20 protein-coding genes are annotated in these 24,713 nt (G+C 64.0%); 6 read left to right on the top strand and 14 right to left on the bottom strand.

The features are described from left to right. The first annotated feature begins 42 nt into the window (after window positions 1-42). Window positions 43-960 (top strand): LysR family transcriptional regulator, encoded by a 918-nt coding sequence (locus HYH07_RS06080; RefSeq protein ID WP_220001629.1) that lies wholly within the window; start codon window positions 43-45, stop codon window positions 958-960. Between the two features lie 94 nt (window positions 961-1,054). Then, window positions 1,055-2,359: a nicotinate phosphoribosyltransferase gene (gene pncB, locus HYH07_RS06085; protein WP_220001630.1), complete on the top strand. Its 1,305-nt coding sequence runs from the start codon at window positions 1,055-1,057 to the stop codon at window positions 2,357-2,359. Between the two features lies 1 nt (window position 2,360). On the opposite strand, the gene HYH07_RS06090 is transcribed toward pncB, so the two are convergent. Further along, on the bottom strand, window positions 2,361-2,981 hold the full coding sequence (locus HYH07_RS06090) for a TetR/AcrR family transcriptional regulator (RefSeq protein WP_220001763.1): 621 nt from the start codon (window positions 2,979-2,981) through the stop codon (window positions 2,361-2,363). A 544-nt stretch (window positions 2,982-3,525) separates the two neighbouring features. On the opposite strand from HYH07_RS06090, the gene HYH07_RS06095 reads away from it, so the two are divergent. Beyond that, window positions 3,526-6,930, top strand: coding sequence for an acyl-[ACP]--phospholipid O-acyltransferase (locus tag HYH07_RS06095; protein WP_220001631.1), 3,405 nt, complete (start codon window positions 3,526-3,528; stop codon window positions 6,928-6,930). Window positions 6,931-6,984: 54 nt separating this feature from the next. Here HYH07_RS06095 and HYH07_RS06100 read toward each other — a convergent pair whose 3' ends face one another. From HYH07_RS06100 to tcuA, 4 genes are all read right to left on the bottom strand, one after another. Further along, window positions 6,985-7,536 carry a disulfide bond formation protein B gene (locus HYH07_RS06100; RefSeq protein WP_228749267.1) on the bottom strand — a complete coding sequence of 184 codons (552 nt, stop codon included), beginning with the start codon at window positions 7,534-7,536 and terminating at the stop codon, window positions 6,985-6,987. A 25-nt stretch (window positions 7,537-7,561) separates the two neighbouring features. Beyond that, on the bottom strand, window positions 7,562-7,720 hold the full coding sequence (locus HYH07_RS06105; RefSeq protein ID WP_220001633.1) for a DUF5993 family protein: 159 nt from the start codon (window positions 7,718-7,720) through the stop codon (window positions 7,562-7,564). A gap of 71 nt (window positions 7,721-7,791) precedes the next feature. Continuing rightward, window positions 7,792-8,898: a tricarballylate utilization 4Fe-4S protein TcuB gene (gene tcuB / locus HYH07_RS06110; protein WP_220001634.1), complete on the bottom strand. Its 1,107-nt coding sequence runs from the start codon at window positions 8,896-8,898 to the stop codon at window positions 7,792-7,794. Beyond that, the gene (gene tcuA / locus HYH07_RS06115) at window positions 8,885-10,276 is read right to left on the bottom strand and encodes an FAD-dependent tricarballylate dehydrogenase TcuA (RefSeq protein ID WP_220001635.1); all 1,392 of its coding nucleotides are present in this window, start codon (window positions 10,274-10,276) and stop codon (window positions 8,885-8,887) included. The genes tcuB and tcuA overlap by 14 nt, the downstream gene beginning before the upstream one ends. A gap of 157 nt (window positions 10,277-10,433) precedes the next feature. Here tcuA and HYH07_RS06120 point away from each other — a divergent pair, with 157 nt between their 5' ends. Next, the gene (locus HYH07_RS06120) at window positions 10,434-11,129 is read left to right on the top strand and encodes a GntR family transcriptional regulator (protein WP_220001636.1); all 696 of its coding nucleotides are present in this window, start codon (window positions 10,434-10,436) and stop codon (window positions 11,127-11,129) included. A gap of 101 nt (window positions 11,130-11,230) precedes the next feature. Here the strand turns inward: HYH07_RS06120 and HYH07_RS06125 are convergent, their stop codons facing one another. The 9 genes from HYH07_RS06125 to mobB all read right to left on the bottom strand — a co-directional run bounded on the left by HYH07_RS06125 (window position 11,231) and on the right by mobB (window position 22,934). Beyond that, window positions 11,231-12,721 (bottom strand): serine hydrolase, encoded by a 1,491-nt coding sequence (locus HYH07_RS06125; protein ID WP_220001637.1) that lies wholly within the window; start codon window positions 12,719-12,721, stop codon window positions 11,231-11,233. Between the two features lie 379 nt (window positions 12,722-13,100). Next, the gene (gene ybaK / locus HYH07_RS06130) at window positions 13,101-13,574 is read right to left on the bottom strand and encodes a Cys-tRNA(Pro) deacylase (protein ID WP_220001638.1); all 474 of its coding nucleotides are present in this window, start codon (window positions 13,572-13,574) and stop codon (window positions 13,101-13,103) included. Between the two features lie 203 nt (window positions 13,575-13,777). Next, window positions 13,778-16,546 carry a formate dehydrogenase subunit alpha gene (fdhF, locus tag HYH07_RS06135; RefSeq protein WP_220001639.1) on the bottom strand — a complete coding sequence of 923 codons (2,769 nt, stop codon included), beginning with the start codon at window positions 16,544-16,546 and terminating at the stop codon, window positions 13,778-13,780. After that, window positions 16,543-18,252, bottom strand: coding sequence for an NADH-ubiquinone oxidoreductase-F iron-sulfur binding region domain-containing protein (locus HYH07_RS06140; protein ID WP_220001640.1), 1,710 nt, complete (start codon window positions 18,250-18,252; stop codon window positions 16,543-16,545). Before HYH07_RS06140 ends, fdhF begins: the two co-directional genes overlap by 4 nt. Before the next feature lie 238 nt (window positions 18,253-18,490). Continuing rightward, entirely contained in the window at window positions 18,491-18,775 is a 285-nt protein-coding gene (locus tag HYH07_RS06145; protein ID WP_220001641.1) for a hypothetical protein, read from the bottom strand. A gap of 86 nt (window positions 18,776-18,861) precedes the next feature. Beyond that, on the bottom strand, window positions 18,862-20,517 hold the full coding sequence (locus tag HYH07_RS06150; protein ID WP_220001642.1) for an OFA family MFS transporter: 1,656 nt from the start codon (window positions 20,515-20,517) through the stop codon (window positions 18,862-18,864). A gap of 314 nt (window positions 20,518-20,831) precedes the next feature. Next, window positions 20,832-21,095 (bottom strand): sulfurtransferase TusA family protein, encoded by a 264-nt coding sequence (locus tag HYH07_RS06155; RefSeq protein ID WP_220001643.1) that lies wholly within the window; start codon window positions 21,093-21,095, stop codon window positions 20,832-20,834. Window positions 21,096-21,140: 45 nt separating this feature from the next. Beyond that, a complete protein-coding gene (gene glp / locus HYH07_RS06160; protein WP_220001644.1) occupies window positions 21,141-22,397 on the bottom strand; it encodes a gephyrin-like molybdotransferase Glp in 1,257 nt (418 codons plus the stop codon). Between the two features lie 9 nt (window positions 22,398-22,406). Continuing rightward, complete coding sequence (gene mobB / locus HYH07_RS06165; protein ID WP_220001764.1) at window positions 22,407-22,934, bottom strand: molybdopterin-guanine dinucleotide biosynthesis protein B; 528 nt, start codon at window positions 22,932-22,934, stop codon at window positions 22,407-22,409. A gap of 198 nt (window positions 22,935-23,132) precedes the next feature. Between mobB and HYH07_RS06170 the strand changes: the two genes are divergently transcribed. Continuing rightward, complete coding sequence (locus tag HYH07_RS06170) at window positions 23,133-24,023, top strand: formate dehydrogenase accessory sulfurtransferase FdhD (RefSeq protein WP_220001645.1); 891 nt, start codon at window positions 23,133-23,135, stop codon at window positions 24,021-24,023. Between the two features lies 1 nt (window position 24,024). Next, window positions 24,025-24,660: a molybdenum cofactor guanylyltransferase MobA gene (mobA, locus tag HYH07_RS06175; protein WP_220001765.1), complete on the top strand. Its 636-nt coding sequence runs from the start codon at window positions 24,025-24,027 to the stop codon at window positions 24,658-24,660. Window positions 24,661-24,713 lie beyond the last annotated feature (53 nt).

A 24,713-nucleotide genomic window follows, 5' to 3' on the forward strand; every position in this document is an offset into this window, starting at 1 on the left:
CTCCCTATTCTCAAGATAAATAGATTGATTATAATCAATCCCATGAATAAAATCGATCATTTGGCGCTGGACGGCCACGCCCTCGAATTGTTTCTCGCGGTACTGGAGGAAGGCTCGGTCACGGCGGCCGCGACGCGACTCGGCCTGACGCAATCCGCCGTCAGCCACAACCTCAACAAGCTGCGACGGATCGTCGGCGATCCGCTGTTCGCGAAATCCGGCCGCGGCATCGTCGCGACCGCCCATGCCCAGGCACTGGCGGCCAAGGCCCGCGCGCTGATCGACGAGATGCGCAGCTTCGCCGGCGGCGTCACCTTCGAGCCGGGAAGCGCGCAGCTGTCGCTGACGATCGCCGCCAATGATTTCCAGCGCGACCTGCTGCTGCCGCACTTCTTCGGCCATGTTGTCGCGCAGGTGAAGAGCCTGAACCTGCGCGTGATCCCGTCGCAATCGCCTTCGCCTGCGATGCTGCGCGAAAATCGCTGCGACCTCATGATCACGCCACTGCCGCCCGTTGGCATCGACATCGTGCAGAAGCGCCTGCTGAGCGACCACTACGTCTGCTACTACGATCCCAAGACGCGCGCCGCCCCATCAGGACGAGGCGCCTATCTCGCGGCGCGCCACATCACCGTGGTCTATACCGACAATGAGCGGCTCGACTTCGACCGCCGGCTCGCGGCCAACGGCTTCCACCGCGACATCGCGATTTCGGTGCCGAGCTTTTCCGGCGTGCCTTCGTTCCTGCGTGGCTCGCAAATGCTCGCGAGCATGCCGAGCCTGCTGGCGTCCGGCGTCATGCGCGGCTTCGCGCACGTGCAGATTCCGCTGGCCTCACGCACGCGCACTCTGGCCGAGCTGCCGATGTTCATGGTCTGGCACCAGCGCTACCAGAAGGACCCGGCCCACCGCTGGATCAGGACACAACTGGAACACGTAGCGGCGACGGCAGCCGCCTGAATCGGTCGTTGCCCGCCGGCTGTTGACGCCGGCCGGGGCCTGGCCCTCGCCAAACCCACTGGTTGCGCGCGGGCGGCCACGCTAGAATTCGGCCATGACAGTGACCGACATTGCGAGCCGAACCTACAATCACAGCTGGCGGCTGGATCCCATCATCCGCAGCCTGCTGGATACCGACTTTTATAAGCTGTTGATGTTGCAGATGATTCGGGAGGATTACCCGGATCAGCAAGTCACCTTCTCAGTCATCAACCGTTCGCGCCATGTGCGCCTTGCCGAAATCATCGACGAAGCCGAGCTGCGCGCCCAGCTCGACCATGCCCGCACCATCCGCTTCACCAAGAAGGAGCTGATCTGGCTTGCCGGTAACACCTTCTACGGCAAGACCCACATGTTCTCGGCGGACTTCATCCGCTGGCTCGCCGAATTCCGCCTTCCCGAATACGATCTGCGCAAGGTCGACGGTCAGTACGAGCTGCATTTCCAAGGCCCCTGGACCCACAGCTCGATGTGGGAGATTCCGGCGCTCGCCATCCTCAACGAATTGCGCTCCCGCGCGGCATGCAAGGGCCGCGGCCGGTTCGAGCTCGATGTGCTCTATGCCCGCGCCAAGGCCAAGCTGTGGACCAAGGTGGAGCGGCTGCGCAAGCTGGAGAATCTGCGGCTGTCCGATTTCGGCACCCGCCGCCGCCACGGTTTTCTCTGGCAGCGCTGGTGCGTGGAGGCGGTGAAGGAAGGGCTGGGCCCGTCCTTCATCGGAACGTCCAACGTGCTGCTGGCGATGGACAACGATCTCGAAGCGATCGGCACCAATGCGCACGAGCTGCCGATGGTCGCGGCCGCGCTCGCCAAGGACGACGAGGAATTGCGCTGGGCGCCCTATCGCATCCTCGATCAGTGGCGCCAGACCTATGGCGGCAATCTCTTGATCGCCCTGCCGGACGCTTTCGGCACCAAGGCGTTCCTGCGCGATGCGCCGGAATGGGTGGCCGACTGGACCGGCTTCCGCCCCGACAGCGCGCCGCCGATCCAGGCCGGTGAAGAGATCATCGCCTGGTGGCAGAAGAAGGGCCGCAACCCCAAGGACAAGCTGCTGGTGTTCTCGGATGCGATGGACGTCGGCTCGATCGAGGAGACCTATCACCACTTCGCCGGTCGCGTGCGGCTCTCCTTCGGCTGGGGCACCAACCTGACCAACGACTTTGTCGGCTGTGCGCCGGACGGCTCGTTCAATCTCGATCCGATCTCGCTGGTCTGCAAGGTGTCGTCGGTCGACGGACGTCCCGCCGTCAAGCTTTCCGACAATCCGGAGAAGGCGACCGGAATGCCCTCCGAGATCGAGCGCTATTTGCGCGTGTTCGGCGATGCCGGGCGCGTGCGTCAGCCGGTGCTGGTCTAGTCTAGCGCGCCGGCAAGACTCCGAGCCCCACGAGATGCGCATCGAGGAACTGCCTGACCTGCTGGCGTAGCATCTGCGGCGGCACCGCGACCATCCGTTCTTCGAGGCCGAGCGAGATGATGCCGTGGACCGCGGAAAACAGCGTGCGTGACAACAGCGCGATCTTCACGTCGTCCGCATCGGGCAGCACGCGCACCAGGGGTGGATGCATCAGCGCGAAGGCGTCCATCACCATCTGGAGGATGTCGTCGGGATACGGGCGGTCGTCCTCCATCCGATGCTCGAACAGCGAGCGGAGCAGATTGGCGTTCTCGGCGAAGAAATCGAGATAGGTCTCGGCCAAGCCATAGAGTTGGCGAACCGGATCCTCAGCCGGGACCGCGCCAAGCCGCGCTGTGAGCGCCTGAACCGTCTCCCTGTTGACGGTCAGGATCACCCCGTCGAAGTCGCCGAACTCGTTATAGACACTGCCGACGGAGCAGCCGGCGGCGTCCGCGACGTCCCGAACCTTCAACGCTCTCAATCCCTTAGAGGCGATGATACCGCGCGCGATCTCCAGGATCTGGAGCCGCCTACGCAATTTTTTTTGATCTCGGACCGATTCCTCTTGAACATTGTTCATTTTAGGGCTACTCACGTGAACATTGTTCAAATTAACCGGGAGACCTGCAAAATGCAAACCCTCGTTGTTGATATCGCCTCCACCTTCATCGATGACGCCGCGGCTCTCGTCACCGGCTTTGGCCGCGCTGTCCTGCGGCTCGCGATGGCGCCGATCGATCGGATTGCCAATGCCTGCGATATTACCGGTGTGCTCGCCGAGCGCCGCGCCACGTTTCGGATGTGGCGGACCAGCCGCGTCCGCCGCGAGGGTCGCCGCGTCGGCCTGCTTGGCCGCCTCAACCCGTTTCGCCATCTGGCTCACCTCACCTAGCGGACAAGCCGATGCGCAACGCAGGTCCATTTCTGCCCGAAAAGCGGTCCGCGACCGGATTATTCGCGAACCAAACGAGACAAGCTGGAGACCAACAGGATCGGAGGGACGGAAGGGGACATCACAGGCCGGCAACCATCGTCGCCTGCAATCGCTTCCCACGGCCTTCCGGTCGTGACGTTCGACCCGCAACGTAACAATCTCAGGCTGCCTTTCCACAACAGGACTCGTCATGATCAGGGAATTGATGTCGTCACGCCGTTTCGCGCCGCTGTTCTGGGCGCAGTTCTTCTCGGCGCTCAATGACAACGTGCTCAAGAACGCGCTCGTCATCATCCTGCTTTACAGTGCCGCAACCGGCCACGGTGATGCGCTGGTGACGGTGGCCGGCGCCGTCTTCATCTTCCCCTATTTCATCCTGTCCGGGCTCGGCGGCCAGCTTGCCGACAAATACGTCAAATCGGTCGTGGCACGGCGGTTGAAGTTCGTCGAGATCTTCGCAGCAAGCTTCGCCGCTGCCGGCTTCTTCATGCACTCGGTGCCGCTGCTGTTCACCGCGCTGGCCCTGTTCGGCATCATCGCCGCGCTGTTCGGCCCCGTGAAATATGCCATGCTGCCGGACCAGCTCGAGCTCGGCGAGCTCGCGACCGGCAACGCGCTGGTCGAGGGCGCGACCTTCATGGCGATCCTGCTCGGCACCGTTGCCGGCGGCCAGTTCATCGCAGGCTCCGCCCATATGGGCTGGGTCGCATCGGCCGTCGTCGTGCTGGCCCTGCTGTCCTGGGCCTTTGCCTCCCGCATTCCCCAGACGACGCCGTCCGCGCCCGATCTGCCCGTCGATGCCAATCCCTGGACCTCGACGCTCAGCCTATTGAAGACGCTGCACGCCGATCACCGGCTTTGGGACGGCACCGTCATCGTCTCCTGGTTCTGGCTGGTCGGCGCCATCGTGCTGTCGCTCTTGCCGGCGCTGGTCAAGGACGTCGTCGGTGGCAGCGAAGGCGTGGTGACGCTGTGCCTGGCAATCTTCGCCATCGGGATCGCCATCGGCTCGCTGTTCGCGGCCAGCCTCAGCCACGTTCGCCCGAACCTCGCGCTGGTGCCGATCGGCGCCATCATCATGGGCTGTGCCGGCCTTGACCTCGCCTTGGCCATCGCGGTGACCAGCAAGGGCCAGGACATCGCTGCGGTCGATTTCGCAACCTCCTTCGCGGGCTTGCGCATGCTGGCAGACTTCGTCGCCTTTGCCTTCGGCGGCGGCCTCTTCGTCGTTCCCTCCTTCGCAGCCGTGCAGGCCTGGTCGGAGCCAAACGAACGCGCCCGCATCATCGCCGCCGGCAACGTGCTGCAGGCCGCCTTCATGGTGGTGGGCTCGCTGTTCGTCGCGCTGCTGCAGGCGGGCGGATTGCATGTCGGCTGGATCTTCTTCGGGCTCGGCCTCGCCAGCTTCGGTGCGGTCTGGTTCGTGCTGACGAAGTGGGGCAAGGAAGGCGTCCGCGATTTCGGTGGACTATTATTCCGTGCGCTGTTTCGCACCGAGGTGCGCGGGCTGGAGAACCTGCCGCCGCCGGGCACGCGCATGCTGATCGCGCCCAATCACGTCAGCCTGATCGACGGTCCGCTGCTGCACGCCGTGCTGCCGATCGACGCGAGCTTCGCAGTCGACACCGGCATCGCCAAGGCCTGGTGGGCCAAGCCCTTCCTGCGGGTGGTCAAGCACTACACCATGGACCCGAGCAAGCCGCTGGCCGCGCGCGACCTGATCAAGCTGGTCGCCGCCGGCGAGCCGGTCGTGATCTTCCCGGAAGGACGCATCACCGTCTCCGGCTCGCTGATGAAGGTCTATGACGGCACCGCGATGATCGCCGACAAGGCCGACGCCGTGGTCGTGCCGGTTCGCATCGAAGGTGCGCAGCGTTCCCACCTCAGCTATCTCAATAGCAGCCAGATCAAGCGCTCCTGGTTCCCGCGGGTGACGGTGACGATCCTGCCGCCCGTCAAGCTGCCGGTCGCCTCGGAGCTGAAAGGCAAGGCGCGCCGCAATGCCGCGGGTGCTGCGCTGCAGGACGTCATGATCGACGCGATGGTCAAGAACGCCATGCTCGATCACACGCTGTTCGAAGCGCTGGGCCATGCCTATCGCGACCGCGACACCGGCAAGGTCATCATCGAGGATGCGCTCGGCACCAGGCTGACCTATCGCAAGCTGATCCTCGGCGCGCAGGTGTTGAGCCGCAAGTTGGAGACCGGTACCGCGGCCGGCGAGAATGTCGGCGTCCTGCTGCCGAACTCCGCCGGCGTCGCCGTCGTCTTCATGGCGCTGCAGAGCATCGGCCGCGTTCCGGCCATGCTCAACTTCTCGGCCGGCCCGGTCAACGTGCTCGCCGCCATGAAGGCCGCGCAGGTCAACACCGTGCTGACGTCGAAGGCGTTTATCGAGAAGGGCAAGCTCGACAAGCTGATGGCCGCGATCTCCGCCGAAGCTCGCGTCGTCTATCTCGAGGACATCAGAGCCTCGATCGGCACGGTCGACAAGATCAAGGGACTGCTCGCAGGCACCGCGCCACGCGTTGCCCGCCAGGCCAACGATCCGGCCGTCGTTCTGTTCACCTCGGGTTCGGAAGGCACGCCCAAGGGCGTGGTGCTGTCCCACCGCAACATCCTCGCCAACGCGGCGCAGGCGCTGGCGCGGGTCGATGCCAACGCCAATGACAAGGTGTTCAACGTGCTGCCGGTGTTCCACTCGTTTGGCCTGACCGGCGGGATGATGATGCCGATGCTGGCGGGCATTCCGATCTACATGTATCCCTCGCCGCTGCACTACCGCATCGTGCCCGAGCTGATCTACCAGACCGGTGCCACCATCCTGTTCGGCACCGATACGTTCCTGTCAGGCTATGCCCGCTCGGCCCACCCTTACGACTTCCGCACCCTGCGCCTGGTGATCGCCGGCGCCGAGGCGGTCAAGGACCGCACGCGGCAAGTGTTCATGGAGCGCTACGGCATCCGCATCCTCGAAGGCTATGGCGTGACTGAAACCGCGCCGGTGCTGGCGATGAACACGCCGATGGCCAACCGCCCCGGCACCGTCGGGCGCCTGTCGCCGCTGATGGAAAGCCGCCTCGATCCGGTCCCCGGCATCGAGGACGGCGGACGCCTGTCGGTGCGCGGGCCGAACGTCATGCTCGGTTACCTCAGGGCCGAGAATCCGGGCGTGCTGGAAGTGCTGCCCGAGGGCTGGCACGACACCGGCGACATCGTTTCGATCGACGCCGCCGGCTTCATCACCATCAAGGGCCGCGCCAAGCGCTTTGCCAAGATCGCCGGCGAAATGGTCTCGCTGTCAGCGGTCGAAAGCATCGCGGCCACGCTGTGGCCGCAGGCCGCCTCGGTCGCGGTGTCGATCCCCGACCAGCGCAAGGGCGAGCGCATCGTGCTGCTGACGACGGAGAAGAATGCCGAGCGCAGCGCGATGCAGGCCCAGGCCAAGGCGATCGGCGCCTCCGAGCTGACCGTGCCCGCGACGATCATGGTGGTCGACAAGGTGCCGCTGCTCGGCACCGGCAAGACCGACTACGTCACCGCCACGGCGATGGCGCGCGAGCAGGCCTCCGCGCCGGAGCGCGAGGTGGCGTAAGGGTCAGGATCGTCGCATCGGCGGATGCCCGGTGCGACGGCCTTCTCCACATACTCACTTGAGCAGGAGATAGCGGACCGGGTTGTCGTCGCACTGACCTGCGCCGCACTCCAGCACGGTGGACAGGAGATTTGCGGCAACCAGCAATGCGAAGATCGCGAAGACCGCGCTCGACGCCGGACCGCGCAGGGACACGACGCCATCTCGCTCGCCGACCACATCCTTCAGGACCAAGATGAGCGCGACATAGCAGACGATGCCGATGGCCGCGATCAGTGCCCAGGTGTAGAAATGCAAGCCGAGCAGCGCCGAGCCGTAGCCGGGATCTCCCGGCGCGAGATGCAGCGACACCTGCCGCATCGAGATGAAGCCAGTGACGAGGCAGGCGAGGAGGACAATCGCGTAGTGCGACGGCCGCTCACCGAGACGCATGTTGAACAGAAAGCCCATGCCGATCGCGATGAACCCGGCGCGTTGCAGCAGGCACAGCGGACAGGGCAACTCGCCCAGCGCAAGCTGGTAGAAGAACGCGACGGTCAGGATCAGCGAGATCCCGAGCAGGCCGAGCATGTTCAGGATTGCGCCGACCGATCTTTGCTGGCTCATCTCCGTGGCGCTCATCTCGACACCGTCAGAACGAGAACTTCAGCGGATCGGTCGCGTGATGGAAGAACCACGCGACGGTGACGACGATCGTTGCGGCCCACAGTCCGTAGCCCAGTCGCGCGTGGGAACGCCAGACGCTCGCGCAGCCGGCGAGCGCCAGCAGAAATGGCAGAAACATGTACATGAGCGCGGGCTCCCAAGCGATTCGCAGGACAACGCGAACGGCTCAAGAGATACGTTAGACCCGCGCGCCCCTCAAGAGCCGGCTTCGCTGCGCCGTTCCTGCGCGTAGCGCACCAGCGCTACGAAACGATAGATGCCGTGCACGAACTTGCCGTAGGGCATGGTGATGAACAATGCGAACACCGCACCGAGATGCAGTGCCAGCAGTGGGCCCATGGCGGCTGTCTCGCGCAAGATCAGAACCAGCATGCCGGTAAGACCCGTCAGGAACAGCATGGCGATGAAGCCGACGTCCATGCCGTAGCTGGACTCGTCGAGCAGCGCGGGATCGCGCCGCATCTTGGCCATGAACAGGCCGATGGGGCCGGCGATGAGGCCGACGCCGCCGAGCGTGCCGAGCACGACCGGCAGATCCCACCAAGGATACGGTGCCTCCCGGCCGAGCAGATAGTGATAGAGCGTCGCCACCGAAGTCGCGGCAAAGCACAGCAGGAAGCCGTAGAACGTCAGGTGATGATAGAGCTTGCGCCGGTCGGTCGGCTTGTCGTCCTCGTTGTAGCAGCCGACGCCGCCGCCATGGAGATAGCGCAGCTCGCCCGCATCACGGATCGCTTGAAAGATCGAGCCGCCGTCGGCGTGCCCACCGATTGGCGCGCCGATGTCGCGCCAGAACGCGCGCACGCTCATCACCAGCGCGAGAACGGCATAAAGAAACGCGGCGCTGAACAGCACGGCCATCGCGCTGTGTGGCATCAGCTTGTAGAACGCACCGGGCCCGGTGTGCACACCGAACAGCACGCCGCGGTCGTTGAGCGCGGCGAAGCCGAGGATAAAGGCCGCCATGCTAAGCGCGGCAACGATGCTGATGACGAGGCCGTTGCGGGCGAAGGCGCCGGACAGCGCCTGCGGCCACGCATAGGCCGCATAGGATTCGGCGCGCGCGACCGCCAGCGTCTTGGGAACGTTGACGTTGAACTCGTGCGGCGGCGAGAACTGGCAGTCGACATAGCAGGCACCGCAGGAATGGCAGAGGTTGGCGAGATAGTTGAGGTCGCCGTCCGAGAAGGAGCGCCGCATTTCCATGGCGGGAAACACTGCGCACAGGCCCTCGCAATAGCGGCAGGAATTGCAGACCGTCATCAGACGGTCGGCCTCATCAAGAATTCTAGTTCCGTGCATGTTTCGCCGCTTCCCGTCCTGCGATCCGCCCGAACACGCTGCCGATGGTCATGCCCATGCCAGCGGCATAGCCTTTACCCAACACGTTGCCGGCCATGATCTCGCCGGCTGCAAACATGTTCGCCGACGGCCTGCCGTCGGCCATCAACATCCGCGCCTCCTTGTTCACGCGCGTGCCGAGATAGGTGAAGGTGATGCCCGGCCGCACCGGATAGGCGAGATAGGGCGGCGTCTCGATCTTGCGCGCCCAATGCGTCTTCGGCGGCGTGACGCCTTCGGTGCGGCAGTCGTCCAGGATGGTATGATCGAAGGTACCCGGCCGCACCGCCGCGTTGAATTCGGTGATGGTCTTTTCCAGCGCCGCCGGATCGAGCCCCAGCCTGCCGGCGAGCTCTGCCACGGTTTGACCGCCAATCGGCGGGAACAGCGTGGGCATGAAGCTCGTGACGACGGTGGAATCGAAAATGATGTAAGCGATCTGGTCGGGCTGCGCCGCGACCAGCCGCCCCCAGATCGCATAGCGCTTCGGCCAGATGTCCTCGCCCTCGTCATAGAAGCGCTGGGCGTGCTTGTTGACGACGATGCCGAACACGACCGAGTCATGCCGCGTGATGATGCCGCCGTCGAATTTCGGCGCGCGGGCATCGATCGCGACCGCGTGGCACTGGGTGGGATCGCCGACCTCCTGCACACCCTTGTCGAGCAGCATCTTCAGGATCGAGCCGCGATTGTACGGTGTGCCGCGGATCAGAAAATTGTCGGCCGCCTCGCCCCAATATTGCTTCAGCCATTCGATGTTTGCCTCGAAGCCGCCGGCGGCGGCCACCAGCGAGGTGGCGCGGATCTCGGCCTCGCCCCTGATCGGCCGCTTGAGGCGAGCCGCGAGGAACATGCCGTCCTCGATCACGAGGTCGGTGACCTCGGCATCGTATTCGACCTCGACGCCAAGCTGTTCGGCAGTGAGGTAAAGCGCGTTCAGCATCGCGCGGCCGCCGCCGAGAAAGAAGGAGTTGGTGCGGCCGAGGCTGAGCGTGCCGCCGAGCGAGGGCTGCCAGCGCACACCCTGCTCCACGATCCAGTTCAGGATGTCCTTGGACTCGCGGATCATGTGACGGGCGAGCAACTCGTCGGTCTGCCCGCCGGTGACGCGCAGCAGATCCTCCCAGAACTCCTCCTCGGTGTAGGGGCCCGTCAGAATTTCGGTGGCGGCGTCATGGGCGCAGCGCATGTTGCGGGTGTGGCGGGTGTTGCCGCCGCGATAGAATTTTGGCGCGCCTTCCAGCACCAGCACCGAGGCGCCGCCGCGGCGCGCCGCGATCGCCGCGCACAGCGCCGCATTGCCGCCGCCGATCACCAGCACATCGTATTTGCTGCCCATACGGTCCGTCCGATGCGACGAAGTTGGAAACATTCTGCCCGCAGGCAAATCCAGTCAACCCGGCTCCCGCTTGCGTACCTTTGTATACAAAGATATACTGAGTTGATGCAAGCGGCATCTCTGCATGGGCAGGATGCGCGCGGCGCTTCGAGGGACCATGGCCAAACGCCCGGCAAAGTCAGGCGGAGCAATCGCGCGCGGCGGCGGCGTCGCGCTGGGCGAAGCCGTGTTCCGCTCGCTCTGCGAGGCGCTCCAGGCCGGCAACTACCGCGCCGGGGACCGCTTGCGCGAGGAAGAGGTCGCTCAACGGCTGAAGGTCAGCCGCACGCCGGTGCGCGAAGCCCTTAGCCGCCTCGCGGCGCGCGGCTTTGTCGAGCCCGCCGGCGGGCGCGGGCTGATCGTGCGCAATCTCGACATCTCGGAGGTGCTCGAGCTCTACGCCATGCGCGAGATCATGGAGGGCGCCGCCGCGCGCCTCGCCGCCGCGCACGCCTCGGCACCGGAGATCGACGCGCTCAGGGATATCGAACAGGCGTCCGCCGAGGCCGCCGAGACCGACGCCGCCGAGATGGCAAGAGAAATGGCAAGGCTCAATCGCGCTTTCCACGAAGCGATCTGCCGCGCCGCACGCAACCGCTATCTCGACAACGCCTCGCGCGAATTGCAGGACTGGATCGCTCTGCTCGGCCCGACCACCTTCACCGTGTCGGGGCGCCCTTCGACCAGCCACGGCGAGCACCGAGCCATCATCGATGCCATCGCCGCGCGCGACGGTGACAAGGCCGAGCAGCTCGCCCGCGCCCACATCCGCGAGGCGCTGCGCTGCCGGCTGAAGCTGTTGCAGAAGCAGTAGGGCTTGCACTTATACGTCAGCTTCCGCGGGTGAAGCGGAACTCGCTCCGACTGGTCGGCATCTACTGCTAATGACCCACAGCGGAGGGCATTTGAACACGCTCATTCAGTTTCAAGAGACCCCTGCAAGAACATTGTGTCGTGGTCGCCGTACAGGCTGATGGTGGAGCCGCCTTTCGAGACGGGCCAGCAGTCAAAACGAGGAAGAAACTTATCCCAGCCACGGCAGAGTTTGTTGCCATCGACCCACCACTTACCAGAGTAGACCTGTTTGCGTGCTTCGCCTTTTTGCAAAGACGCCGTACCGTCAGTGGCGAGGCGCATGAAATACGGCCCGTCGAGAGCCGTTTCAGCGTAGCGGAGAGTCTTGCCGGGTAGAGAGTCTTTCAGCAGGTCGGCCGATGCCAAGATTGCCCTTGCAACGGACGTATCGGGGCCTATGTCATCGACGCGCGCAGCCGATAGTATCAGCCAAAGCAGCCTGCCGATTTGAAAGTCGCTCACCCATGACCAGTGCTCCCGCTCCATATCAACCAGGTGCACGATGACAATGTCTTGGGCCGGCAGCACGAAAAGATATTGCGAGCCGAAGCCCAAGGCATAGAACGTGCTCTTTGGCAAAGTAACCGTGGGTGCCCAGTCGCTGGCAAAGCCCGACCACCACAAGTAGCCATATCCTCGGCCCGGAAAAAGCTCGCTGTGCGGCTTTGCTCGCGGCTTGACGCTATCCTGAACCCAATTGGCAGGGACGATTTGTTGTTCATTCCAACGGCCATCGCGCAGGTAGAGCAGCCCGAAGCGTGCGAGATCGCGTGCGCTGAGGCGAAACCCATAGTGCCTGTGGTTGGAAACGTTGGTCTCGCCGTAGTAGCAGGCTTCTACACTGAAATCTTGCATTCCGATGGGATCGGCGATGCGTTGTTTGAATGCGTTGAAGATGCCTGCACCGGCCACTTTTTCGTAAATTGAGCCAGCGGCGTTGAAGTCCCAATTGTTGTAATACCAGAATTCACCCGGGGCATGGCTGCCGCGAGGTGGCCGCTTTGCCGCCACAGCCGGAGGCTCCAGATCGATCGCGTGGTAGACTCCCGAGCGAGACGTCAGAAGGTCGGCAAGCGTGGCTTGCATTTCGGTGGGCGTTAGGCTGGGTGCCTTATCGTCGATCCCGAGCTGACCAAGCGTATCCGAAAGCTTGACCTGTCCTTCTTCGATAGCGATCCCTAGCAGCGAACTGAGCAAGCTCTTGCGCACCGATGCGACATCCAGCCTACGGTGCGTGTCGCCCCACTCCGCGACCACGCGTCCATGATGAACTACCATAACGGCGCTTGAGCCGGCCGCCGCCGAATAGATACGTGCTTTCTCAAGCAAATCCTCGGACCAACCTGCTACCTTCGGTTCTACTGCTTCCCATTGAGGTCTGGGGTACACCACGTTTGAAGACCTCAACTCTTGAGCTTCAGTGATGCCGGTGCAAGCGAGACCCAGCGCAACGAGGCAAATGAACCTAGTCATGCGCTGTAATTTAACCGTCAGGTCGCCGATCTCAATCTTTCCAGCAAGCGCTGCGCCCCTGGGAGATGACTGTTTCACGCGCAGCTCCATTCTGTAGCGACCGCAACGCACATCCCATGCATTCTCAGAACAAATCGACTTGCCAGTGGTCGCACGCGCAGGGTCGTTCGGGCGACGTCGATCGTCAAGCGAGAGGCAAGCATAAGAGCTAAGCTGTAGGCCGTCTTTACGCCTACGGGAGTTGCAACTACACTGGCTGAAATTGAATTTCTGCGATACCAAGGGCCCGCCGAGTAGTCAGCTTCTGGCCCCGAAGCGAACCTCTGCCCAAACACAAGCGACGGTGATGCCGGTCGTCCCTCGATATGCATCTTTCTATTTGCAGCGTGAACTCAAGCGCCCCGGCCGGAGCCAGGGTGCCACGCCGTCGTAACCGCCGGATCTCTTTCAATTGCCGTCAGGCCAGCACATCCACGGCAACCGCCTTCAGAACATCCCGCACATCGGTCGGCTTCATCCGCACCTGCAAGCCGCGCTGGCCGCCGTTGAGATAGACGAGGTCATGCGCGAGCGCGCTTCTCTCGATCACGGTGGCGACCTGCTTGCGCTGCCCGAACGGGCTGATGCCGCCGACCTTGTAGCCGGTGACGCGCTCGGCTTCCGGCGGCTTCATCATCTGCGCCGACTTGGCCCCCGCGGCCGCTGCGAGCTTCTTCATCGAAACTTCCTGATCGGACGGGACGATGACGCAAACCGGCTTGCCATCCACAAGCGCCATCAGCGTCTTCAGCACGCGCGCCGGGTCTTCACCGAGCGCGGCGGCCGCCTGCAGGCCGATGCTTTCGGCATCGGGGTCGTAGTCGTAGGTGTGGACGGTGAAGGCGACACCGGCGGCGGTGAGCGCGCGGGTGGCGGGAGTGACCTTGGACATGGGGTACGTCTAGCACCGTCGCGGCGCGGAACGAAGAGGTGAGCGGCAAGCCGGTACTACACGATCACTGTCATCGCCCGGCTTGACCGGGCGATCCAGTACTCCGAGACAGCTGTGATTGAGCCGATTGGCCGCGGCGTACTGGATGCCCCGCCTTCGCGGGGCATGACACCGGTTTGTGCAGCAAGCTCCCGACCGCCGCCCTACTCCGCCGCGTCCCGCATCTCCGCGCGCTCGGCCCTCGCCGCGCAGAACTTGAACTCCGGGATCTTGCCGAACGGATCGAGCGCCGGATTGGTGAGCAGGTTCGCCGCCGCTTCCGCATAGCAGAACGGCATGAACACCATGTTCTCGGGCACGTCGCGATCCGACCGCACCTTGACCTCGACCGCGCCGCGGCGGGTTTCAAGGCGGATGAAATCGCCCGGCACCAGCTGCTTCTTGCGCATGTCTTTCGGCGACATGAACGCGACCGCCTCGGGCTCGATCTGATCGAGCACCTGGGCGCGGCGGGTCATCGACCCGGTGTGCCAGTGCTCCAGCACGCGGCCGGTCGACAGCACCATCGGATATTCATCGTCCGGCAGCTCATCCGGCGGGATGACCTTGGCCGGCACGATCTTGCCGCGACCGCTCGCGGTCGGGAAGCCCGTGGTGAAGATGATCTCGTTGCCGGGCTGGTCGGGAGCATCGGCCGGATAGGTGACGGCGCCTTCGCGCACCAGCCGCTCCCAGCTGATGTTCTTCAGCGACGGCATCAGCTCCGCCATCTCGGTGTAGACGTCGCCAGGGCCGGAATAATTCCACGGCAGCCCCATACGCTTGCCGATCTCCTGGATGATCCAGAGATCCTGCCGCGCATCGCCCGGCGGCTTGATGACCTGACGCGCGAGCTGGACGCGGCGATCGGTGTTGGTGAAGGAACCGTCCTTCTCGGCAAACGCCGAGGCCGGCAGGATGACGTCGGCGTGGAACGCGGTCTCGGTGACGAAGAGATCCTGCACCACGAGATGATCGAGCATCGCGAGCGCCTGGCGCGCATGCTGCAAGTCAGGGTCGGACATCGCGGGATTCTCACCCTCGATATACATGCCCCTGATCTCGCCGGCATGGATCGCGTTCATGATCTCGACCACGGTCAGGCCGCGGACGGGATCGAGATCCTGCTGCCACAGCTTTTCGAAAGCCCCGCGCAGATCGTCGCGACCGACCGGCTGGTAGTCCGGCAGGAACATCGGGATCAGGCCGGCGTCGGAGGCGCCCTGCACGTTGTTCTGGCCGCGCAACGGATGCAGGCCGGTGCCGGGCCGGCCGACCTGGCCGGTGATCAGCGCCAGCGCGATCAGGCAGCGCGCATTGTCGGTGCCGTGGACGTGCTGGCTGATGCCCATGCCCCAGAAGATGATCGACGATTTGGCGCGTGCAAAGGTACGCGCGACTTCGCGCAGCGTCTGCGCCGGGATGCCGCAGATCGGCTCCATCTTCTCCGGCGTGAACTCCTTGATCTTCTCCTTGAGGTCCTCGAAGCCCTCGGTGTAGCCGGCGATGTACTGATCGTCGGTCAGACCTTCGGTGATGATCGTGTTGATCATCGCGTTCAGCATGGCAACGTCGGAGCCGGGCTTGAACTGCAGATGCTTGGTGGCGTGACGCGACAGCGACTGCCGGCGCGGATCCATCACGAACAGTTTTGCGCCGTTCTGCTTGACCGCGTTCTTGATGAACGTCGCGGCCACCGGATGGTTGACGGTCGGATTGGCGCCAATCACCCAGATCACTTCCGCGTCCATCGCCGCCGAGAACGGCGCCGACACCGCGCCGGAGCTCAGGCCTTCGAACAGCGCGGCGACCGACGAGGCATGGCATAGCCGGGTGCAGTGATCGACGTTGTTCGAGCCGAAGCCGGTGCGGACCAGCTTCTGGAACAGATAGGCCTCCTCATTGGAGCCCTTGGCCGAGCCGAACCCGGCGAGCGCCTTCACGCCCTTCTCGTCGCGGATCTTGACGAGGCCCTTGGCGGCGATGTCGAGCGCTTCGTCCCAGCTGGCCTCGCGGAAATGCGTGAACGGATTGGCCGGATCGACCTGGTCGTTGGCATCCTTCTTCGCATTCGGCAGCCGCACCAACGGCTTGATCAGGCGATGCGGATGGTGGATGTAGTCGAAGCCGAAGCGGCCCTTGACGCAGAGACGGTTGTGGTTGGCCGGACCATCGCGGCCCTCGGCGTAGATCACCTTCTCGTCCTTGACCTCGTAGGTGACCTGGCAGCCGACGCCGCAGAACGGGCAGAGCGAATCCACCTTCCTGTCGGCGTAAGTCACGCGGGTCTGCTTGTCGTCGAGCATCACAGCCGGCATCAGCGCGCCGGTCGGACAGGCCTGCACGCATTCGCCGCAAGCAACGCAGGTCGACTCACCCATCGGATCGTCGAAGTCGAACACGATTTTCGAGCCGTGACTACGATAAGCCATGCCGATGACGTCGTTGACCTGGACCTCGCGGCAAGCGCGCACGCAGAGGCCGCACTGGATACAGGCATCGAGATTGACCCGCATCGCCGGATGGCTGGCGTCGGTCTCCCAGCGCTCGGCAGCCGGGAAGCGGCTATCGGTGACGCCCGTGGTCTCGGCCCAGTGCCAGAATTTCGAATCCGGATCGTGGCTGGTCTCGCGCGCCGGCTGATCGGCGACCAGCAGCTCCATCACCATTTTTTGCGCGGCGGTCGCGCGCGCGGATTCGGTCTTCACCTTCATGCCGACCGACGGCGTGCGCTTGCACGAAGCCGCCAGCACCCGCTCGCCCTCGATCTCGACCATGCAGGCGCGGCAATTGCCGTCGGGGCGATAGTCGGGCGCGGGCGAATAGCACAAATGCGGGATGTCGCGGCCCTGGCGTTTGGCGACCTGCCAGATCGTCTCGCCGGGCCTGGCCTCGACCTGCTTGCCGTCGAGCTCGAACGTAATCTTGGTCATTCGGCCGCTTCCTTGAACTCGTCAGGGAAATATTTGATCACGGAGGACAGCGGATTCGATGCCGCCTGGCCAAGTCCGCAGATCGAGGCATCGCGCATCGCCTGGCTCAATTCTTCCAGCAATGCGCGGTTCCAGACCGGCTTCTGCATCAGCAGCGCCGCCTTCTGGGTTCCGACGCGGCACGGCGTGCACTGGCCGCAGCTCTCGTCCTCGAAGAACTTCATCAGGTTCAGTGCGGCCGCGCGCACGCTGTCCTTTTGCGACAGGATCACGATCGCGGCCGAACCGATGAAGCAGCCGTATTTCTCCAGCGTGCCGAAATCGAGCGGGATGTCGTCCATCGACGCCGGCAGGATGCCGCCGGAGGCGCCGCCCGGAAGGTACGCATAGAACTTGTGGCCATCGGCCATGCCGCCGCAAAATTCATCGATCAGCTCGCGCACGGTGATGCCCGCAGGCGCAAGCTTCATGCCCGGATTCTTGACGCGCCCCGAGACCGAGAAGCTGCGCAAGCCATGACGCTCATGGCGGCCATGGCCCTTCCACCAGTCAGCCCCCTTCTCGACGATGTCGCGCACCCACCACAGCGTCTCGATGTTGTTGATCAACGTCGGCAGGCCGAACAGGCCGACCTGGAACGGATAAGGCGGCTTGTGGCGGGGCAGCCCGCGCTTGCCTTCGATGCTTTCGAGCAGCGAAGACTCTTCGCCGCAGATGTAAGCGCCGGCGCCGCGGCGCATGTGCAATGTCGGGCCGCCCGCAGGCAACTTTGCGATCTCGCGCGCCAGGATCTCGCGCGAGGCCGGATATTCGTCGCGCAGATAGATGTAGACGTCGGAGGCCTGCACCACATGCGCGCCGATCAGCATGCCCTCGATGAAGCGATGCGGATCGGTTTCGAGATAATAGCGGTCCTTGAACGTGCCGGGCTCGCCCTCGTCGCCATTGATCGCCATCAGCCGCGGACCGGGCTCGCCCAGCACCGCACGCCATTTGCGTCCCGTCGGGAAGCCCGCGCCGCCGAGGCCGCGCAGCGAAGCATCGTCGAGCGACTTCAAGAGATCGTCCGTCGACAGTTCGCCCGAGCGCAAGCGGCCGAGCAGCTTGTAGCCGCCGCCGGCAACATAAGCGTCGTAATCGGTATAATCAGGCAGATGCGCGTGAGTATCGCCGACTTTCGCCGCAGCCATCACATTGGCAACGGTCGCGTGATCGACGAAGTTGTGGCCGACTTCCGCGGCAGGCGCGGTATCGCAGCGGCCGACGCAGGGCGCGCGCACCACGCGGATGCCGGGCCCTGAGGCTTCTTGCAAATCCGCAAGCAGCTTCTCGCCCCCGAGCATCGCGCAGGTCAGCGAATCGCAGACGCGGATCGTCAGCGGCGCAATATCAGGCTCGCCCTCCTTCACCACGTCGAAATGCGCATAGAAGGTGGCGGTCTCGAACACTTCGGCGAAGGCCAGCTTCATCTCGTCGGCAAGCGCGGCGAGATGCGCAGCCGAGATCTGGTGATATGTGTCCTGGATCAGGTGCAGATATTCGATCAGGAGATCGCGCCGCCGCGGGCGATCTCCGAGCAATTGCTCGATCTCATGCGCGGCGGTCGGATCGACCTGACGCCCCTTGGGCGTCGCCTTGGCGCGCCGGCGCCCCTCGCCCGGATGCTCGAATTCCCTGACCTTGTGAACGTCGTCGTTGCTGCTCATGGAAACGTCGCGTTCTCCTCAAAAGCGCGATGATCTCAGAGGCGCCACCATCGTGGACCGCCCTGATTTCTAGGAACGATCATCCGGGAACCGCGGCTCCCGCGGCAGAGTGGATCGAACCCGACTGAACAGAACTCTAGTCTCTGGTATGCCAGATGCAAGAGAGAATTTAGAAAGACGCTGTAATGCTTTACGGGGGAGGCCGCCGCTTCGCGATACTTCTTCGGGCAGAACCCGCTCAGGACTTGTCCATACAGTCCTGGATATAGAACCAGCGGTCATCGCCGATCAGCCCCTTGGCCTTCACCTCGGCGCGACACGCCTTCAGCTTCGGCTTATTGGCGGCCCACTTGGCTTTCATGTCTTTCAGCTTCTGCATGGTGAGCTTGATCTTGCCCGGCGGCTTGGCGTCGGTCGTCGCTGCAGGTGCAGACGCGGCGGGCGTCGTCGCGGTCTGCGCGGACGCAGTGTGAAGGCTTGCTGCCAGCATCATGACGGCAAGGCAGATACGGGTGCGAAGCATGAAATCCCCCTGGATTCTGTTCTTGAACAGTTCGGCAGAAGCGCGCGGAAGGCCATGTGACCTTCCGCGGCGGCATGGATCTGTGATCAGAAGATCTTGACCGCGCTCTCCAGCGTCTTCCAGACGCCCCAGGCCAAGGGAACTCCGACGAAAGCCCAGAACAGCGCCGCCTTGGCGTCCAGACCGCCCCTGCCGATGCCAAACGAGCCGTGCTGGATCGCCGCTTCGTTCTTCGCGCTGGCCGCCTGCAAGCGGGCGACCTCCTCCTGGCTCATGTTCCACTTGGGATCGACGGGCTTGATCAGATAGTTGCAGATCAAGCCGGCGATCAGCATGGCGCAGAGGATGTACATCGTCGTGTTGTAGAGCTGATCGCGCGGCACACCGGCGGCGAGTTGGAACTCGCGTATGTAGTTCACCACGACGGGGCCGATAATGCCCGCTGTCGACCACGCCGTCAGCAACCGGCCGTGAATGGCACCGACGAACTGCGTGCCGAACATGTCGGCGAGATAGGCGGGCACGGTCGCAAAGCCGCCGCCATACATCGACAGGATGATGCCGAAGCCGACCACGAACAGCAGCTTCGAGCCCATCGCCGCAAAGGTCGGCGCCAGCGCGTAGAGCGCGATGCCGAGCAGGAAGAACGTGTAGTAGGTGTTCTTGCGGCCCATGTAGTCGGACAGCGAGGCCCAGAAGAACCTCCCTGCGATGTTGAACAGCGACAACAGACCGGCAAATCCCGCCGCAATGCCGGCGATGACGGTCTTCTGCTCAGTCGAGAGCTGGCTGAAAGTGAGATCGGGCAGACCGATCAGCTTGCCGGCGAAGATCTCCTGCAACATCGGCGAGGCCATGCCGATCACGCCGATGCCTGCCGAGACGTTGAGGCAGAGCACCCACCAGATCAGCCAGAACTGCGGCGTCTTGTGCGCATTGTCGAGATGCACGTGATGCTCGGTGATCATCGACTTCTTTTCGCTCGGTGGCGTCCAGCCCTCGGGCTGCCAGCCGACCGGGATCACGCGATAGGCAAACGCGCCGATCATCATGAAGACGAAGTAGATGACGCCCATCGCGACGAACGTCTCCCAGACGCCGACCGAGGTCGGCGTCTTGAAATAGTTGATCAGGAGGTTGGCGAGCGGAGCGCCGATCATGGCGCCGCCGCCAAAACCCATGATGGCCATGCCGGTCGCCATACCGCGACGGTCCGGGAACCATTTCACCAGCGTCGACACCGGGGAGATGTAACCGAGGCCGAGACCGACGCCGCCGATCACGCCGCACCCCAGCCACATGATCCAAAGCTGGTGGATATAGACGCCGAAGGCGCCGATCAGAAGACCACCGCCCCAGCAGCAGGCCGCGACGGCACCCGCCTTGCGCGGGCCGGCGCGCTCGAGCCAGCCGCCCCAGATCGCGGCGGAGACGCCGAGGAGCACGAAGAACAGCGTGTACATCCAACCCAGACTCGCGACCTTCCAATCGCAGGTGGTGGTGAACAGCTCCTGGAACAGCGAGATGTCCGGGCAGGCCTTGCTCTGCGTGATGCCGATCGCGCGCGACAGCGGCAGCCAGAACACGGAGAAGCCATAGGCCATGCCAATGCAGAGATGGATGCAGAGCGCAGCCGGCGGCACCAGCCAACGGTTGAAGCCTGCCTTTGCCACCGTATGTTCGCGATCGAAAATTCCAGCGCCAGCGCCTGAAATCCTTCCCGCGCTCTCGATTGTCGTCATGCACTCCTCCCCTGCAGTCGCCCTTCTGAGCGAGACTGCCGCTACGATCCTGTTCCTCAGCCCATTGCGGCGCAGCGTCCCTGCTGCTCCGCACGATCACCCGACACGCGCCAGGATTGTCACGCGTGTCTGAAAAGTTAACCCCTCGACCGGGACTCTATGCCCGATACCATTTGCAGGCTTTGTGCGTAGCCCGCTGATCCGCGTATCGCGGACAAGACTCAACCTCCGCGCCCGCGCGGACAAAGTCAATTGGGGCAGAAGCCGGGATCGATGTCGATAGACAAAAGGTCGGTATCAGCGCGGTAACGCGCCTAAGCACGCAGCGCACCATTGGCGCCTTCTATCGAGCCATTCGCCTTTTCTATCAAGAACACGATGCGCGCCTCGTTGCGCTCGGTGATCTCTACCGTGTCGCCCGTCTCGCGGATCAGGTTCGGAATGTCGATTACCGACAAGGGATCCGTGCAGTGGACTTCGAGCTGATCGCCCGGCTGCAATGGTTTCAGCGCCTTGCGCGTCTTGAGGGCCGGCAACGGGCATTTGAGCCCGGTGAGATCAAGCGTCGTTCTGGTCATCAGGGCAACATGGCGGGAGGGATCGATTGCGTCAACGCGAGGGACTCAGAGCAGGTTGGCGTAGGACAGGAAACCCACGAGGTCGCCGGGTTCGACGCGCGTGATATCTTCGCCGAGTTCAATGAGGCCGTCGGTCTCCACCAATGACGACAGCAGGCCTGCTCCTTCGCGCGGGAACTTGATTGCCTCCAGCGCGCCATCCTGTCCGCGGCGCAAGGAGGCGCGAACATATTCGCGGCGACCCAGCTTCTTCCTATAGGTGAACGCCGCACGCAGCGGGATCGGCGCTAGCGGCTCCGGCAGGCCGCCGGCGAGCGCGAGCACGGTTGGCCGCACCACGTGAACGAATGTGACGAAACTTGCGACGGGATTGCCGGGCAGCCCGATTAACGGCGTGCCGCCGATGATGCCCATCGCCACAGGCCGGCCGGGCTTGATCGCCATCCGCCACAGCACGAGCGAGCCGACGCTCTCGACCGCTGCCTTGACGTGGTCCTCCTCGCCGGTCGAGACGCCGCCGGTGGTGAGGATCAGATCATGGTGGCCCGCCACCTGTTTCAATCCGTTCGCGAGCGAGGCGCGCTCGTCGCGGAGAATGCCGAGATCGGAGACTTCGCAGCCGAGCCGGCGCAGCATCGCCATCAGCATGAAACGGTTGGAATCGAACAGCTGCGAGGCCGCACGCGGCTCGCCCGGCGAGGCCAACTCGTTGCCGGTCGAGAACACGGCGACGCGAATGCGCCTGACCACATCGAGTCGGGTCAGACCAAAGGCGGCGGCAAGGGCAACATGCTGCGGCCGCAGTCGCAGACCTGCTCGCAGCGCGATGTGGCCAAGGGGGATATCCTCGCCCGCCGGCCGGACATTCGCACCCGACTTCAGCCCTGATGGCAGCACGATCTTTCCTGATACATCGATCCGGACATCCTCCTGCATGAACACGGTCCCGGCCCCCGGCGGCATCGGCGCGCCCGTGAAGATGCGTGCGGTGTGGCCGGGCTTGATCGGCGCCTGCGCAAGGCCGCCGGCCTGGATACGGCCATCGAGCGGGAAGGCCTGTTCCCGGTCCCGCGGAAGATCCGCATCGCCGACGGCGTAGCCGTCGACGGCAGAGTTGGTGAAAGGCGGCAACGGCAGCGGCGCCGCGATATCGCGCGCCAGCACGCGCCCGTCGGCATCCACGAGCGCCACCGTCTCAAGGTCGGCAATCGCGTGGACGCGGGTCGTGATCAGGCCAACAGCCTCGTCGACCGACATCATCGATCCGCCGAAAGCAAAGCAATCGTCCGACAGTTGCGCCATGGTGCCTCGTCAGCGCGCCGCCGCGCTCCTTGCCATCACATCCTCGAGCTTTATCGCGGCACGCAGCATGAGAGCCGCTACAGCCTCGATGTCATCGAGATGGACGGTCGGCAGCCGGGTTTCAACCGCAGTGTCGGTCGCAATCCCGACAATGCCGGGATCATCAGGAAACAGCGGCGGTTTGCCGTTGGCAGCGCGATGCACCTCGATCTTGCGATGCGGCTCGCGCTTGAAGCCTTCGACCACGACGAGATCGACCGCGGACAGCTTGCCGAGAAGTTCCGGCAACCGCGGCTCGGCTGCGCCTCGCAACTCGTGCATCAAGGCCCAGCGGTTCGACGACGCCACCAGCACCTCGGCCGCCCCGGCCTCGCGGTGGCGCCACGAATCCTTCCCGGGCACGTCGACGTCAAACCGATGGTGGGCATGCTTGATGACGGAGACACGCAGGCCCTGCGCCTTGAAATGCGGGATCAGCCGCGTCAACAGCGTGGTCTTGCCCGCGCCGCTCCAGCCTGCAAGGCCGATGACTTTCATAACCATTCGATCTCCGCCACCGGCTCGCGAGCAGATGGAACCTCCGGCCTCTCCCGTCATTGCGAGCGCGGCGAATCCAGACTGCTGCCGCCGAAAGATTCCGGATTGCTGCGCTCGCACTGGCGAGCGGAGGCATTTTGCCCATTCCCCGGCATGCTTATATCGGCTTGAGGCGAATGTCATGCTAACGTCGCGGCCATGATGAAGATCGACAAGGCCCCGGCGCCTCTGATTATCCCCGACCCCGGCGACCCGCGCCTGACCCAGAGCGTGAGCGGGACTGACCAGACCGGCGCCAGGGTCGAAATCAAGGTGCCGATGGAGCGGCCGCTGACGCTCTACCTGAATTCCCAGGAGATCGTCACCATGATGACGATCGGCGACTATCCGGAATATCTGGCGCTCGGCTATTTGCTGAACCAGAATATGCTGAAATATAACGACGCGGTCACCGAGGTCGAATATGACGACGACCTCCAGGTGGTTGTCGTGCGCACCTCACACCACACCAATTTCGAAGCCAAGCTCAAGAAGCGCACGCAGACTTCCGGCTGCGCGCAGGGCACCGCCTTCGGCGATCTGTTGGAAGCGGTCGAGAGCGTCGCGCTGCCAAAGGCGGAGCTGCGCACCTCCTGGCTCTACCGGATGACGCAAACCATCAACACCATGCCATCGCTCTATCTCGAGGCCGGCGCGATCCATGGCTGCGTGCTGTGCAAGGAAGGCGAGCCGCTCTGCTACACCGAGGATGTCGGCCGCCATAATGCGGTCGACAAGATCGCAGGCTGGATGTACCGCCACGGCGTCGATCCCGGCGACAAGATCCTCTACACCACGGGCCGCCTCACCTCGGAGATGGTGATCAAGACCGTACGCATGGGCATTCCGATCCTGGTGTCGCGCTCCGGCTTCACCGCCTGGGGCGTCGATCTCGCGCGGCAAGTCGGCCTGACGCTGGTCGGACGCACCCGCGGAAAACGCTTCATCGCACTCGCCGGCGAGGAGCGGATTGTCTACGACCAGAATCTCGCTTACGTCGAAGAGGAATCAGCGAGGCACAAGCGCAAGGGCGAAAGTCGTGACGACTAGCATTCCGCCAACGAGCGTTCCACCGACTCTTGGCGTGCTGCTCGCCGGCGGCCTGGCACGTCGCATGGGCGGTGGTGACAAGCCGATGCGCACCATCGGCGGCCGCACCATTCTGGAGCGCGTGATCGCGCGCCTGTCGCCCCAGTGCGATGGATTGATCCTCAACGCGAATGGCGATCCGGCACGTTTCGCTACATTCGGCTTGCCGGTTGTTGCCGACGACGTGCCCGGCTTCCCCGGTCCGCTCGCCGGCATTTTGGCCGCACTGGACTGGACCGCGGCAAACCGGCCGGAGATCGAATGGGTGCTCAGCGCTGCCGGGGACTGCCCGTTCCTGCCACGTGACCTCGTCGCGCGGCTCCACGGGGCGCGGGCGCGAGAGCACGCGCAGCTCGCGGTCGCAGCCTCGGGCGACCAGTCGCATCCGGTGATTGGCCTGTGGCGCATCGCCTTGCGCGACGAGTTGCGCCACGCCCTGGTTGTCGAGGATCTCCGCAAGATCGACCGCTGGACCGCGCGCTATCCGCTTGCGACAGTCACATGGCCGGCCGAGCCGCTCGATCCGTTCTTCAATGCCAACACGGTCGAGGACATCACTGAAGCCGAGCGTCTCGCGGCGCTGGATGGGGCATCCTAGCATTTAACGGAACATCGAACCGGATCGAGACGAGCTGCGACTACTGATCGGGA

The organism is Bradyrhizobium sp. BR 10261, from assembly GCF_019455395.1.
GTDB classification, from domain to species: Bacteria; Pseudomonadota; Alphaproteobacteria; order Rhizobiales; family Xanthobacteraceae; genus Bradyrhizobium; species Bradyrhizobium manausense.